Annotated in this window: 15 protein-coding genes, 2 tRNA genes and 2 pseudogenes; 8 read left to right on the top strand and 11 right to left on the bottom strand. The window is 48.3% G+C overall.

Annotated elements, in window-relative coordinates:
- Positions 1–25 precede the first annotated feature (25 nt).
- From CXB77_RS12845 to CXB77_RS12825, 6 genes and pseudogenes are all read left to right on the top strand, one after another.
- Entirely contained in the window at positions 26–1,798 is a 1,773-nt protein-coding gene (locus tag CXB77_RS12845) for a proton-conducting transporter membrane subunit (protein ID WP_105074224.1), read from the top strand.
- Between the two features lie 5 nt (positions 1,799–1,803).
- A complete protein-coding gene (locus CXB77_RS12840) occupies positions 1,804–2,715 on the top strand; it encodes a respiratory chain complex I subunit 1 family protein (protein ID WP_105072356.1) in 912 nt (303 codons plus the stop codon).
- Between the two features lies 1 nt (position 2,716).
- Positions 2,717–3,349, top strand: a complete 633-nt coding sequence (gene nuoB / locus CXB77_RS12835; RefSeq protein WP_105072357.1) for an NADH-quinone oxidoreductase subunit NuoB — start codon at positions 2,717–2,719, stop codon at positions 3,347–3,349.
- Positions 3,349–3,906 carry an NADH-quinone oxidoreductase subunit C gene (locus tag CXB77_RS12830; RefSeq protein WP_105074223.1) on the top strand — a complete coding sequence of 186 codons (558 nt, stop codon included), beginning with the start codon at positions 3,349–3,351 and terminating at the stop codon, positions 3,904–3,906. Before nuoB ends, CXB77_RS12830 begins: the two co-directional genes overlap by 1 nt.
- Positions 3,903–4,193 carry a hypothetical protein gene (locus tag CXB77_RS22060; RefSeq protein WP_242445695.1) on the top strand — a complete coding sequence of 97 codons (291 nt, stop codon included), beginning with the start codon at positions 3,903–3,905 and terminating at the stop codon, positions 4,191–4,193. Before CXB77_RS12830 ends, CXB77_RS22060 begins: the two co-directional genes overlap by 4 nt.
- A gap of 34 nt (positions 4,194–4,227) precedes the next feature.
- A pseudogene (locus CXB77_RS12825) lies at positions 4,228–4,998 on the top strand (hypothetical protein).
- A gap of 102 nt (positions 4,999–5,100) precedes the next feature.
- Here the strand turns inward: CXB77_RS12825 and CXB77_RS20380 are convergent.
- The 4 genes and pseudogenes from CXB77_RS20380 to CXB77_RS12805 form a co-directional block, all read right to left on the bottom strand.
- A pseudogene (locus tag CXB77_RS20380) lies at positions 5,101–6,353 on the bottom strand (type ISP restriction/modification enzyme).
- Between the two features lie 76 nt (positions 6,354–6,429).
- Positions 6,430–7,497, bottom strand: a complete 1,068-nt coding sequence (locus CXB77_RS12815) for an N-6 DNA methylase (protein WP_146108819.1) — start codon at positions 7,495–7,497, stop codon at positions 6,430–6,432.
- On the bottom strand, positions 7,443–8,066 hold the full coding sequence (locus CXB77_RS12810; protein WP_105074221.1) for a hypothetical protein: 624 nt from the start codon (positions 8,064–8,066) through the stop codon (positions 7,443–7,445). Before CXB77_RS12810 ends, CXB77_RS12815 begins: the two co-directional genes overlap by 55 nt.
- Before the next feature lie 198 nt (positions 8,067–8,264).
- Positions 8,265–8,341: transfer RNA gene (locus tag CXB77_RS12805), tRNA-Arg, on the bottom strand.
- Between the two features lie 94 nt (positions 8,342–8,435).
- Here CXB77_RS12805 and cowN point away from each other — a divergent pair.
- Complete coding sequence (cowN, locus tag CXB77_RS12800) at positions 8,436–8,723, top strand: N(2)-fixation sustaining protein CowN (protein WP_105072361.1); 288 nt, start codon at positions 8,436–8,438, stop codon at positions 8,721–8,723.
- On the opposite strand, the gene lipB is transcribed toward cowN, so the two are convergent.
- From lipB to menB, 7 genes are all read right to left on the bottom strand, one after another.
- The gene (lipB, locus tag CXB77_RS12795) at positions 8,666–9,361 is read right to left on the bottom strand and encodes a lipoyl(octanoyl) transferase LipB (RefSeq protein WP_105072362.1); all 696 of its coding nucleotides are present in this window, start codon (positions 9,359–9,361) and stop codon (positions 8,666–8,668) included. The two genes, cowN and lipB, sit on opposite strands and share 58 nt — an antisense overlap.
- The gene (locus CXB77_RS12790) at positions 9,349–9,633 is read right to left on the bottom strand and encodes a YbeD family protein (protein ID WP_105072363.1); all 285 of its coding nucleotides are present in this window, start codon (positions 9,631–9,633) and stop codon (positions 9,349–9,351) included. Before CXB77_RS12790 ends, lipB begins: the two co-directional genes overlap by 13 nt.
- Before the next feature lie 10 nt (positions 9,634–9,643).
- Complete coding sequence (locus tag CXB77_RS12785; protein ID WP_242445292.1) at positions 9,644–10,765, bottom strand: D-alanyl-D-alanine carboxypeptidase family protein; 1,122 nt, start codon at positions 10,763–10,765, stop codon at positions 9,644–9,646.
- A 103-nt stretch (positions 10,766–10,868) separates the two neighbouring features.
- Complete coding sequence (locus CXB77_RS12780) at positions 10,869–11,813, bottom strand: DnaJ C-terminal domain-containing protein (protein WP_105072365.1); 945 nt, start codon at positions 11,811–11,813, stop codon at positions 10,869–10,871.
- 93 nt (positions 11,814–11,906) lie between these two features.
- Positions 11,907–12,446: a crossover junction endodeoxyribonuclease RuvC gene (gene ruvC, locus CXB77_RS12775; RefSeq protein WP_105072366.1), complete on the bottom strand. Its 540-nt coding sequence runs from the start codon at positions 12,444–12,446 to the stop codon at positions 11,907–11,909.
- Positions 12,439–13,188 carry a YebC/PmpR family DNA-binding transcriptional regulator gene (locus tag CXB77_RS12770; protein WP_105074220.1) on the bottom strand — a complete coding sequence of 250 codons (750 nt, stop codon included), beginning with the start codon at positions 13,186–13,188 and terminating at the stop codon, positions 12,439–12,441. Before CXB77_RS12770 ends, ruvC begins: the two co-directional genes overlap by 8 nt.
- Positions 13,189–13,262: 74 nt before the next feature.
- Positions 13,263–14,111: a 1,4-dihydroxy-2-naphthoyl-CoA synthase gene (menB, locus tag CXB77_RS12765; RefSeq protein WP_105074219.1), complete on the bottom strand. Its 849-nt coding sequence runs from the start codon at positions 14,109–14,111 to the stop codon at positions 13,263–13,265.
- A 114-nt stretch (positions 14,112–14,225) separates the two neighbouring features.
- On the opposite strand from menB, the gene CXB77_RS12760 reads away from it, so the two are divergent.
- Positions 14,226–14,299 (top strand) — tRNA-Cys (locus CXB77_RS12760).
- Positions 14,300–14,392 lie beyond the last annotated feature (93 nt).

Below are 14,392 nucleotides of genomic sequence, written 5' to 3'. Positions count from 1 at the left end.
ATTCAGGCTGGCAGGTTTTTTGAGGATGAATTTAGTGTTCAAACTTCTTTTTCTCGGTCTCGCACTAACGCCAGCAGCCACGCTTTTTAGCTGGGATGGCGCGGTCGCGTGGTCGTTATTTAACGGCATCACGCTGTCATTTGATCTCACGCCGTTGTCCGCTTTTTTCATGTTATTGCTGGCAATTGGTGCGCCTTTAATTGCCGTGCCAATGCTGCGTGAGAAGAGCGATGAATCGGCGTATGCGCTTTATGCACTGCTGTTATTAGGAATGCAGTTGCTGTTATTGGCGGGCGATTTCATCGGCTTTTTCATCGGCTGGGAAATGATGACATGGAGCAGTTATCTCTTATTGCTGCGTTCACCGCGCACTGATTTGGAAGGTGCGCAGTCCTATATTTTATTTAACCTTGCCTCCGCATTTCTATTGCTGGCTGGAATGCTGTTTTTATACAGCATCACCGATGATTTTCGTATTCAAGCCGTTGATGGATTGTTGACAGCAGATAAGCTGGTGCTCTTTGTTTTATTCGGTTTGGCATTCCTGATTAAAGTCGGCGCGTTACCTTTGCATTTATGGGTGCCGCGCAGCTACGACCAAGCACCCGATTTGTTTAGCGCCTTTTTATCGGCATTAATGTCAAAGATGGGCATTTACGGTTTAATGATATTGCCGCTGTTATTTCCCGATGGTTTTAGTGAAATCAGCGGGCGCTTTCTCAACGGTCCGGTGGCGGGTTATGTATTAGCGTGGATTGGCGTGATTACGGCAACCATTGCGACTTTCAAAGCGATTTCCCAAGAAGATATGAAGCGGCTATTGGCGTATTCATCCATCGCGCAAGTCGGTTATATCGTCACTGCGTTGGGCGTCGGCAGTTCACTGGCAATTGGTGGAGCGCTATTTCAGGCGCTGGTGCATACGTTAGTGAAACTGCTGTTATTTATTACGATTGCCGGAATTATTCTGCAAACCGGACATCGCCGTTTTATTGATCTTGGTCAACTCATCAGCCGAATGCCGATCTCCTTTTTTGGCGTGTTAATTGGCATTATCGGGCTGGCGGGAATGCCGCCGCTGCCGGGATTTGCAGCGAAGTATTTAATGTACGTTGGTTTAATTGAAGCGCATTGGTTGTTGCTATTAGCGGCGATGATTCTCGCCAGCACTGCGTCTTTTGTGTATTGCTATAAACTGATTTATGGTCCATTTCTGGGTCACGCCAATTCACCGGAAGCAAAAACTGCGACCGAAGCGCCTTGGCAATACCTGATTCCGCAAATTGTTTTAATGGGAATGCTGGTGGCGCTGGGCATTTTCCCCGGTTGGGCAATTGACGTGTTAATTGATCCGGTATTGATTGGTTTGAATATGACGCCAATTGGTGCGCCAACGTGGGCGCAATTGAGCACCAATTATGGTGGCTATGACGGCGTAGTGCTAATGAGCGTATTCGCAACCGTATTTGTTTTAATAACGGCGTTATTCCTGTTAATTCGCGGGAACATGCACCGCGCTGCCAGTCCGTATGATTTGAGTTTCTGCGGTGAGGTGCCGACGGCAGACACGCCGCTGCATTATGGCGCGGGAATGGGACGTGAATTGCGCCGAGTGCCGCTGATTGGCTGGATTTTGCGCCATACCACGACTGGGTTTTACGCCGGTTTGACGCGCCAAACGCAGGCCGCAGCAGGTGTGATCGGGACGCTATACGGCAGCAATCCGCAAACGTGGTTGTTATTGGCGGTGCTTATTTTCGCCGTGACCTTGACTATTCAATCCGTCACCGGAGCGTGAATTCTATGGCGCATTATATTATTGACGCCTTCGCTATGCTCGGCATGAGCTATGTCATGGGCTTTTTATTTTACGGTTTTTATCGCCAATTCAATGCACGAGTGCAACGGCGTTGGGGACCGAGCATTTTTCAAAACTTCTTTGACAATATGAAGTTTTTATTCAAAACCGAGACCATTATTCATGGGCCGATGTTTTTTTTCGGACCGATGATTATTTTTGCGGGCGCAGTGACGACGGTGTTATTCGTGCCCTATTTGAAAGATTCCAATTGGCTGCAAGGCTTTTCCCATTCCGGCAATCTCATTCTAATTATCTATTTGTTGGTGGTCGGCCCGCTCGGCAATGCGCTGGCAGTTGGTTCGAGTGGTAATCCATTCGGCGTGATGGGTGTCACTCGCGGCTTGACGCGGTTAATGGGTTTAGAAGTGCCGTTTTTATTAGGGCTGGCACTGGTGATGGTGCAGCATGAAACCGCATCAGTTCACGCAATCATGGCGGCGCAAACTGATTTTGCGCATTGGAATTTAATTACTAATCCAATTGCGTTTATTGTCATGATTTTGCCGTTTATGGCCAGCCAACATGCGTCACCATTTGATGTCGTCGGTGCGCCAGTCGAGGTATATGCCGGACCGCGAGTTGAATTCAGCGGACGGTTATTGGGCGTATTGATGACGCAAAACATGATGATGACGGTGGCAAAACTGGTGTTAATTGCCGATTTATTTCTGGGTGGAGCGACGACGATTTGGGCATTGATTGCCAAAACGTTTGCGTTATTTCTATTGACGGCGGCCGTGAGCACCAGCTTTCCACGCCTCAGAACTGAGCAGACGGTGGACTTTTTTTGGAAAATTCCGCTCGGTCTCGGCGTCATTGGCGTGATTGCAACCGTTTGGTTTCCTTGGAGTTAATATGTATCACCACGAACATTGCGAAGGATTCCAATGTGAACAACAACAATTGGAAGCGTCGCTCGCGCAATCCGGCAACGAGCTGGGCGCGTTAGATCGGCTGATCGCGTGGTTTCGCCAGCGCAGCCTGTTTGTGCTGGCGTATGGCACCGGCTGCGGCGCGATTGAAATGCGCCCGTTGATGACGAGCCGCTTTGACGCCGAACGCTTCGGCATTATCGGCGCAGCGACGCCCCGACAGGCGGATGTGCTGGTCATCAGCGGCTATCTTGCGATTAAAACGCTCAAACGTGTCATTCGCAGTTATGAGCAAATGCAGGCGCCGAAATATGTGATTGGGCTGGGCAGTTGCACGATTAACGGCGGCATGTATTGGGATTCTTACAACACAATCAAACAGTTAGATCATTACATTCCGGTTGATATGTACGTCAACGGCTGTATGCCGCGCCCCGAGGCGTTGATTGAGGGTTTTGTGGCGCTGCAACAACGTATCGCGGCGGGTACACCCAGCGGTTTTGAGCGTTACCGCGCAAATATCGACTGGTACAAAGCCAATCAGCGCCGCGTTTTGGGCGACAACATGCCGCCGGATTACACCTATGACTGGTATCACGCCGGAGGCGTCGCCTGATGTTGGATGCACTGCTGCCACAGCTTCATGGCTTTGAAATCATTGAACAAATGCAGCGCGGCGAGCGGCAAGCGTTCGTGCGTGTGCCGCCGGCGCAACTGTTTTCGCTGCTCGGGCTGCTCAAACAGAGTCACGGTTTTGTCACCCTGACCACGATTGCCTGCGCCGATTGGATGGAAGACGGCGTGTTTGGTCTGACGTATGTGCTCGAAACTGCCAAGCGCGACCGCGTGTTGGGCGTGCAAACGCACCTCGGACGCGACGGCGCGGCGCTGGAAACGGCGATCCCGCTATGGCCGCAGGCGGAGATTTTCGAGCGCGAACTGCATGAAATGTTTGGAATTCCGATCAGCGGTCATCCCAGCCTCGGCGATTTCATGTTGGAAGGTTGGGCGCACACGCCGCCGATGCGCCGCGAGTTTGACACGCTGAAATTCGTGCAGGACACCTACGAAATGCGCGGCGGGCGTGAGGATAATCAGGATGTCCGCGAGGCGATTCGTCGCCGCAAAGAGGCCAAAAAAGCGGCGGCAGCAGCAAATGGAGATGCGGCATGAACGAAACGATCAAAATTTTTCACGGTCCGCAGCATCCCGGCGTTACCGGCAATATGAGTTTGGAGCTTGATCTTGATGGCGAAACCATCGTTAAAGCGACCACGCATGTCGGTTATTTACATCGCGGTTTTGAAAAACTCATTGAACGGCGCACCGTTATTCAAGCATTCACTATTGTGTGTCGTATTTGCGTTCCTGAACCTGATCCGAATGAAGAAAATTTTGCGCGGGGAATTGAAACGCTCGCCGGTTTAGAAATTAGCGAACGCGCGAATTCGTCGGTTTGATTTTAGAACTGGCGCGACTGCAAGCGCATTATTTATGGTTGGCGGTCAAGGCGGTTCTATTGGACATGGAATTGTGCCGCAGTGGGCGGTTGGTGAGCGCGATTATATTCTCGATTTATTTGAGGAAATCACCGGCGGACGGGTGTATCACATGTACATCTATCCGGGCGGCGTCAAGCGCGATTTACCGGACGGTTTATTAACGCGATTGAGTGACTTGTGGATGAATTAGACAAGCGGTTGCCCGAATACGACCGCGTATTTTTTGATAATACGGTGTGAAAAAACGGCTGCAAATGTGGCGTCGTCAATCGCGCTGAAGCCATTAGCGAATGGTTATAGCGGACCGGTAATTCGTGGCTGCGGTATTGCCCGCGACGTGCGCCGTGATATGCCTTATTTGGCGTATGACCAATTAGAATTTGAGATTCCAGTTCAAACCGATGGCGACGCTTACGCTCGCGCATTAGTACGCCGCGCCGAGATGTATCAAAGCATTCGTATTCTGCGGCAAGTGATTGAACAAATGCCGCCAACGGGTGAGATTCAATGCAAATTGCCCAAACATCGTAAATTTATCATTCCTAAAGGTGAGACCTTTGTGCAAACCGAATCAGCGCGGGGTGCATACAGTTATTACATGGCGGGCGATGGCAGTGAATTCTTACGCCGAGTGCAAGTGCGCGGCCCGTCATTAGTTCACGCTTTCACGCTATTGGAACCGCTGTTAATTGGTGCGCAATTGTCGGATGTCGCGTTAATTATGGTGTCGTTGGGAATTTGTCCGCCCGAAATTGAGCGTTAAACTGCATTGCCATTTAATCACCACTCCACGGCAATTGTTCCAATTGGGCAATTGCCGTCATTGTCTCCACGCTCACCTGACACACCCGCGCTAATAATTCAATCACCTGCTCTTTATGGTCAGCAAACGATAGGTATTGAATTGCTCACGAATGGTTAAATCCTTCGGCGTTTTCTCTTTGTATTGATCCAACACCCATTCCAATGCCGAGCGATTGCCGAGTTGATACTGCCATGCTGCTGGCGGGATATTTTCCAAAGTCGTCACGCCATCAATCTCAATTAATCCCGCTGTTTTATCGGCTTTCAATCGGCATTTAGGCGTTCCCGTTTTTTGATCTATGCGCTTGAATGCAAACGGTTTGACTTGCTCAAAATACGCATGAGCTTGAATTAACGTTGCGCCAATCGCCGCCCATTGTGTGAATTCAGGATGAAACGGAATGCGCGGAAATTCGGCTTGGAGATTCAAAGCGAATTTGTGCCGATAGCGCGGATCATGCAGCACGGCGTAAACGTAATTAAAAAATCGCGCTTGGTGATTTCTGTATTCGCATAATGCTGTTGGAATTGCGTTAATGCCCAATTCGTGATGTTGTCATGTTTGGAGCCATCAACGGCATAAACCCAGAGTGGTAAAAACTGGGTTTTCTCCAGTAAATCAAGACAGGGCAGCATTGACACTGCCAACGTTTGAAACGGTTTTGCCTGCGGTGTACCTGAAATGCCAATCGCTAAATTTTCAGGTTTTAACCCAATTGGAAAGATATTATTTTGCTGATATGTTCGATGCACAATCACTTTGTCGTAGTACAAAAAAAGTTCGACAAAAGGGCGATACAGACTGAGAACAACTCGTTTTTTTTGATATTTTAGCGTCGTGCCTTTAACGAGATACGCGGTTAATTCAGTTGTCCATTTAATATCACGAGTAACAAAATTTTCAATGTTTTCTGAGTGCTCAAGTCGCTTCCATCGTGCTTGTTCTTGCCGGTAGATATTAACGAAGTATTTACAACGCGCATTAACACTTGCTTGCGTGTGGCTATACACCCATTCATCCCGACTTGTTACCACGCCTAACGAATACAGCCGAAAAATAACTTCATCCGTTTTTTTCGCCTTTCCTTCTTTGCTAGCAACTGCCAACCAATTGCTCCAATCCTCGTGCGGTTGATTTAACCATTCGCCGCATTCATTTGGCGTAATACGATTAAATTCTCCAGCTCTTGCTAAAACACGCAGTTGATTTCGGAGTAACCAGCGGCGTTTTTCAGTTGCAGGGAGAAAATCATCCAGTGCAATATAGCGAATAGCGCAGTCCTCAACTGCTGCTGGTTTTCGTACTAAAAACATGATGGCAACACCGGTTTGAATGCCAAAAATGTTGTGTTGAGTTCCAGATATTTTGGGTTTTTACGCACATCACTCATTAAATCAATAATCCAAATTCGTGAAATTCAGTTGCTAAAGTTTTACGCAAACCATCCGCTTGACGAGAATCAAGATAAGAGCGATTGGTGATAAAGCCAATAATTCCCTGTTCACCAATTCGATCTGATGCCCAACGCAAAAATCGCACATAAGGATCATAAAGTTTGGTTTTTTGTGCCGTGCTTTCAGCGATGTAAGTGTCTTTAATGCGTTTATCCACCAACTCAGCTAAATAATTTTGATTATTGTCGTTCGCATTTTTCTGATTAGCGTTATAGGGTGGATTACCTAAAATTACCGGAATAGTGCATTGATTTTGATTCAAAATGCGCAGTTGGTTTTCGTTGGTAATACTGCCAAATAGATCACTTACTGAACCTTTGTGTTTTAACTGAAATCCCCAGTTTTCTAAAGTATTGACAAAACAGGCTCCGCTAAATTCGCGCCATTGTTCAGTTGCTTCATAATAGGCTTGCTCAATGTTTAAGCACGAAATGTAATACGGTAGAATTGAAATCTCATTAGCGTGGATTTCACCGTCAAATTTACGGATTAACGCCTGCTTATCACCGCGCAGATAATCAATCAAATCGACGATAAAGGTGCCGGTTCCCGTGCAAGGATCAAGAATATCTAAACCAGAATCCGCCAATCGCTTGTTAAAATGCTGCTGCGCCAGCCAATCGCAACCCGCAATAATGAAGCGCACAGCCTCGCTGGGCGTATAGACAACGCCTAAACGATCTGCATCTTTGGGATTATAAGCAGTATAAAAATCTTCATAAACTTGCTTGAGAAAATCCTGCTTTTCTGCGGAAGTAATTGTATTTGCAGCCGTGCGGCGAATTGCAGCAAAATAGGGTTCCAAGCGTTTTAATAACGCCATCCGCATTTCACCGCGCAAAAACGTTTTTTCTAGTTGCCCAATTGCTTCTGCTAAATGATTTTCTTGATGAAAATTGATATTGGGGAAAACGGCACGAAAAATTTGATCGGTGAGAATATGCTGAATCAGCATTTCATCCACATGATTGTTGGTGACGCGTTCGCCAATTGCCGTTGACACAATGTAAAAAATTGAGTTGCTTGCGCTTGAAAAGCGGCATGATTGCGGTGCGCAGCAACTAACAACTCTTTCAATGCCCGCGCCACACCCGGCAATTCAACCATGAATTGACTGCGAGCAACGCGGAAATCCTGCACTGCTGGCAATTCATAATTAAAAAAGCAATCTAGCAACCGCTTCAATGCTTTGCCATCTGTCACTTCACAACGCATCACTTCTGCGCCCTGCTGTAATAAAACGGCAGTGCGGGTATCTTCAAAAATGATGTTATCGTTGGGATAACCTTTGGCTAATTTGGCGGCGATTTCTTTCTCTAAATCATCTTTTTCATCTTTTGCTTCCCACCAGCCATGCACTAAACGCAACCGATCTAATAACACACCATCGGCGCGTAAATTGGCTCCGTTGGGCGCTTTGAATGGATATTCAGCCACGACAATTAAGTGCTGTTGTTCACCAAGATCACGGAGTAAATTTTGAAACGCAGCGCGTAACATGCTTTCATTCTCTGCGCCCGCGATGCGCCGCAATTCATCAAGTTCGCGCCAATAGTTTTGAATTTCAATCATGTCATTTATCTCTAAAATTGACGCAACAAATAAATTGTAAAACTTAATAGCCGCTTGAATTATAACCGCAATTCAATCACCACTCCGCGGCAATTGTTCCAGTTGAGCAATTGCCATTATTGTATCCACGCTCACCTGACATAATTGCAACGCAAACAAAAACGGCCTAGACGATGATCGTCTAGGCCGTGATGTAATTGGCGCGCCCGGAGAGATTCGAACTCCCGACCACCTGGTTCGTAGCCAGGTACTCTATCCAACTGAGCTACGGGCGCTTGGTGAGCCGCTAATTATTCAGATGACGGGCAAGGTTGTCAAGAATTTGATAATGTTTTTTGCAATCGTTCAAATTTTACTGAGAAATACAACGTGCAAAATACAGCAACGACCGATCGCTATATCAGCTTTAACGGCATCGCTTGTGATGATCACGCGCAGCACATCGTTTCTGCGCTGCGCATTCATATTGACAACCCAGCCTGTCCAGCGCCGTGGCAAACCTATTTTGTAACTAAGCTAGAGGAAACCGCCCGGCGTGGTCAGGATGAGCTGTATTTCGTCGGCAGTCAGGTCAATGCGATCCGCGAATTGTTCATCCATTATAACGACACTGGCGCATTACAACTGCTTGAACAAGTTGAAGAAGAATGCTGCTGATGCGCAGCGAGTAGACGACTAAACACTGTCACCCAAGTTTGACCAACGTCAGCAACTTCGGGCTGCGGCGTCACCAAATCAGCCAGTTGTGTGATCCGCAGACCGGCATAACCACAAGGATTGATCTGCGCAAAAGGCGCGAGATTCATCGCCACATTGAGCGCCAAACCGTGATAAGTGCAACCGCGCCGCACCCGCAGCCCCAGCGCCGCAATTTTGGCATTAGCAACATAAACGCCGGGCGCACTTATTCGCCGCTCGGCAATGACACCCTTTAATGCCAGCAAATCAATCACACTCTGCTCTAGCAATTCCACTAGTCGTTTAATACCAATGCCGCGCCGTTGCAAATCCAATAGCACATACGCCACCAATTGACCAGGCGCGTGATAAGTCACCTGACCGCCGCGATCTGATTGAATAATTGGAATAGTGCTTGGCACAAGAATGTGTTCAGGACGTCCGGCTTGACCCAGCGTTAATACTGGAAAATGCTCTAATAACCAGATTTGATCAGTAGTGTCCGGCTGCCGCGCCGCAGTCCATTCACGCATTGCTGCAAGCGTTGTTGCATAATCCTGCAAACCATTAAAAACACGTACTTCTAATGGTAATTGACCATCGTTTACAATGCCCATAACACCAGTTCATGCGCAGTCAAATCTTGATAGATTGCATCCAATTGAACGCGGTTTTCTGCATTAAATGTCACGGTGATAGAAATCCACTTACCACCACGACTGGGGCGAATTGAAACCGCAGGGTCAATTGTCTCAGGTGCATGACGGTAAATAATTTCCAGCACTGCTGCTTCTAATCCGCAATTCGCTGGCCCCATTGCTTTAATTGGGAAACTGCATGGAAATACAAATCCAAATTCTTGCGCGTCAGAATGATTGCTGTCATTCATAATACTCAACCTAAAACTGCTTTAACACAGTATCAACGGCTTTACGCAGTAAATTGCCTTCTATCACTTCTTCTAGTGCGACTAATGGCATCCTTACCAATTCTTCATCACCAAAGTTTACGACGATGTCGCCGACTTGCGTGCCTTTCGCAATTGGTGCAAGCGGCGTCATAAACTCTGGATTCTTTTCTAAATGCGCACTCAATTTATCGTATAACCCACGCGGAATAGTCGCTACAACATCAGCATTTGAACCAACGGGTAATTCAGCGATATTTCCATACCACGTCCGAAATGACATGATGGGTTGATTCGCTGGATATAACCGATAACTTTCATAAAAGCGAAACCCGTAATTCAATAATGCTAAACTCGCATCAGCGCGGGCTTTTTGCGTTGTTGAACCCATCACCACTGAAATCAAGCGCATATCGCCACGTTTCGCTGAACCAATTAAACAATAACCAGCCGCTTTAGTATGACCGGTTTTAACGCCATCCGCAGTAGGATCACGTTTTAATAGTGGATTGCGATTCTGTTGTGTGATTTTGTTATAAGTGAAATCGAGATTGCGATACCACGCATAATAATCAGGAAACTCTCGAATCAGTGCCAGCGTCACTCGCGCCATATCGCGGGCAGTGGTATAGAGTTCTGGGTCGGGCAAGCCATTAGGATTGGTGTAATGACTTGCAGTCATACCCAAGCGTTTTGCGTGATCATTCATTAGATTTGCGAATGCTTCAACACTACCAGCAACATGTTCCGCCAGCGCAATTGCTGCGTCATTACCCGATTGAATCATCATTCCTTTTAATAAATCTTCGACTGACACCCGTGAACCGACTTGAATAAACATTTTAGAGCCGCCAGTGCGCCATGCACGTTCACTCACTAATACTTGATCAGTCAATTGAATTTTGCCGCTGGCGATTTCACGAAAGACGACATAAGCCGTGACGATTTTAGTTAAACTGGCGGGTTCTAAGCGTTCATCAGCGTTTTGTTCAACCAATGGTTTTCCACTGCTGAAATCCATGAGCAAATAGCCTTTTGCTGGCAATTCAGGTGGTGCAGGAATTGATGGTTGCGATGCAGCGAAAGTGAATGATGGAAACGCGTATAAGAGCATCCATAAGAATGAGATTGCTGAAAAAGATTTCATAGAAAATTCAATCCAAAACTTCAAAATGACGGGGAAACAGCAGCAAGCATTTTAACCGCTCACCTTAGAATTAACACCCATCCGCTCCGCGTTGATCCAATTCGGCACGAGGATTAAATGGTAGGCGCTCGGCCATCTGCCGATAAAAATCCTGCGCGGTCGCAGTCGTTGCGGGTGGCGTGACAATTTCTAACAATATCAACACATCACCGGGCGGTTGACCGGGCAAACCGCGTCCTTTTAACCGCATTTTGCGCCCAGTTTGTGAACCGGCAGGAATCTTCAACGTCACTGCGCCGCCGAGTGTGGGTACGGTGACTGCTGCGCCGAGCGCCGCTTCCCACGGCGTAATCGGCAGCCGTAACTGCATATCTTTCCCTTCCACTGTGAAATACGGATGCGGCGCAATCTCAATTTCCAGATATAAATCGCCCGCCGCTCCATTATTTACGCCTGCTGCACCCTGACCCGCCAACCGAATCTGTTGCCCCTGCACCACGCCTTCAGGAATACGTACATTTAACGTGCGTGATTTAACCGTTTGATTACTATTGGTATTCTGGACATCAAGCCGGATTTGGCGCGTGGTGCCACGATACGCATCTTCCAACGTAATTGTTACTTTTAAGGTTTGATCTTGACCGCGCCGTCGCCGCAATGGTTCTCGACTTTCGGAACGAAAAGCGCGACCAAACATATTGGCAATAAAATCACTGAAATCAGACGTATCGCCCGCATTAAAGTTGAAATCTGCATTGCCCGCTGCGCCCGGTGGTGGACGAAATTCTTGACCCGCTCGCCAATTGCTGCCGAGCGCGTCATAGGCCGCACGTTTTTTAGGATCATGCAGCACTTCATTCGCTTCATTGATTTCTTTAAAGCGATTTTCAGCATCCGGTTCTTTACTGACATCGGGATGAAACTTGCGGGCTAAACGACGATAAGCGCGTTTAATCTCATCTGCAGTGGCGGTACGCGCCACGCCGAGGGTTTTGTAATAATCCTTGTATTGCATTGCGGCATCTCAATGAAATGAAATCAACGAAATCTCAATTGAATTGATAATTGAGTTTCCGTTCAAATGGGGGCGCTGGCGGTTGATTTCTCGCTAGGGTCGCCAATCGCGCCACGAGGCGGTGACGCGCTGGCGAGCAGGAATCCGCATGGAATGCGCGTGACAGAGGGCAATCGCCAGCGCATCGGCTTCATCTTCAGACGGGAGCTTAGGCAGCGCCAGCAGGATTTTAACCATCTGTTGCACTTGCGATTTTTCCGCATTGCCGTTACCAACCACTGCTAATTTGACGGCTTTCGGTCCGTATTCCTGCACCGGCAATCCGCCTTTAATTCCGGCGCAGAGAATCGCGCCTCGCGCCTGTCCTAATTTGAGCGCCGCGCTGGGATCGCGGGCGAAAATCAATTGTTCCACCGCCAGCATCTGCGGCTGATATTCGGCGACGAGCGCCGCGACGCGATCAAACAGAGTGCCGAGTCGATCTGGCCACGGCTGTTCGCCGACGCGAATGCAGCCGCTGGCGATCCAAACGCTGTGTTGACCATCGGAATCGATGATGGCAAAACCGGTGATCCGCGAACCGGGATCAATCCCGAGAATGCGCTGGCGCAGGACGGGATTTAGTTCAGCCATCGAGCGCAGCGAGGATGTCATCGGAGATGTCGGCGTTGTGATACACGTCCTGCACGTCGTCGAGGTCTTCCAACATTTCGATCATTTTCAACAGCTTTTCCGCTGCATCCTGCTCAAGTGCGACCAACGTCGCCGCGTTGTAGGTGATTTCCGCTGCATCGGTATCAAAACCGGCTTTGCTCAAAGCATCTTTCACCGCAGCGAAGGTTTCCGGCGTGGTCGTCACATCGACCGAACCATCATCGTTGGTGGTCACATCTTCCGCGCCAGCGTCCAGTGCGACTTCAATCACGGCATCTTCATCAGTGCCCGGCTGAAAGCTAATAACACCCTGTTTTGTAAATAGATAATTGACCGATCCATCCGTGCCGAGATTGCCGCCGCGCTTGGTGAAGGCGTGGCGCACATCAGACGCAGTGCGATTACGATTATCGGTCATGCACTCGACCATCACGGCAACGCCGCCGGGACCGTAACCTTCATAACGAATCTCCTCGTAATTCTCGCCATCCATACCGCCAGCGCCGCGCTTGATCGCCCGCTCTACCGTATCACGCGGCATATTGGCACCAAATGCCTTGTCCATCGCCAGCCGTAGACGCGGATTCGCACCCGGATCACCGCCACTTTCTCGCGCTGCAACCGTCACTTCACGAATTAACTTCGTCCACATCTTGCCGCGCTGTTTATCCTGCGCAGCTTTACGATGTTTGATATTTGCCCATTTACTATGACCTGCCATGAATTACGCTCTCTTTTTATAACTGCGTTTAGAATTGATCTATTGAAGGTGAAATGATGCGTTTTATCACGCGATCAAGGGCGACGCGGAAATTGCTGAAAATCAGGAGCGCGTTTTTCGAGAAAAGCATTGCGTCCTTCTTGACCTTCTGCCGTCGTATAAAATAGCGCGGTTGCATTGCCCGCCAATTCCTGAATACCCGCCAATCCATCAGTATCCGCATTAAATGATGATTTAAGCACTCGCAATGCCGTTGGTGATAATCGATTCATTTGCCGACACCATGCCACCGTTTCAGTTTCCAATTCAGCCAGCGGCACAACCGTATTCACTAATCCCATTGCCAATGCTTCTGCTGCATCGTATTGACGACATAAAAACCAAATCTCTTTGGCCTTTTTTAATCCGACCGTTCGCGCCATTAATCCAGCGCCAAAACCGCCATCAAAACTGCCAACTTTCGGCCCAGTTTGACCAAAACGAGCGTTGTCGGCAGCAATCGTCAGATCACAAATCAGATGCAACACATGACCGCCACCAATCGCATAACCGGCGACCATTGCCACGACTGGCTTAGGCAAGGTGCGAATTTGCCGTTGCAATTCAAGCACGTTCAAATGTTCCACGCCGATATCATCTTGATAACCTGCTTCGCCACGAATGCGCTGATCACCGCCAGAGCAAAACGCCAGTTCGCCCGCACCAGTCAAAATGATGACACCAATGTCAGGATCGAGATGCGCCCGATGAAAGGCATCAATCAGCTCACGCACGGTTTGCGGACGAAACGCGTTGCGCACTTCTGGGCGATTGATGGTAATTTTAGCGATATGCTCGGCAGAGTGATAATAAATATCTTGATAATCAGATGCTTTGTCAGTTTGCCAATGAATTGGTGCGTGGTCAAAATCGGGTGGTGACATGAATGCGGATGCTCATATATTGAGGAAATCGTGCAGCATTTTATCTGTAAATGCGACTGGTTTGGTTGTAGCGCGTGACAAGGCAGCGGAAACTGCTTACAATTGTTCGCTCATGGCTGAATGGCAGAGTGGTCATGCACCGGCCTGCAAAGCCGTGTACCTCGGTTCGATTCCGGGTTCAGCCTCCAAACAAAAAGCAGCGTCGATCTTTCGGCACTGCTTTTTTTATGTCTAAAATCTGCACGTTATCACCATCAAGACGATGATATTCTCAAACATGA

Origin of the sequence: Chromatium okenii (assembly GCF_002958735.1) — a bacterium.
In the GTDB taxonomy this organism is placed as follows: Bacteria; Pseudomonadota; Gammaproteobacteria; order Chromatiales; family Chromatiaceae; genus Chromatium; species Chromatium okenii_A.
The sequence above is the reverse complement of the archived record's forward strand: the minus strand, read 5'-3'. Positions and strand labels throughout refer to the sequence as shown.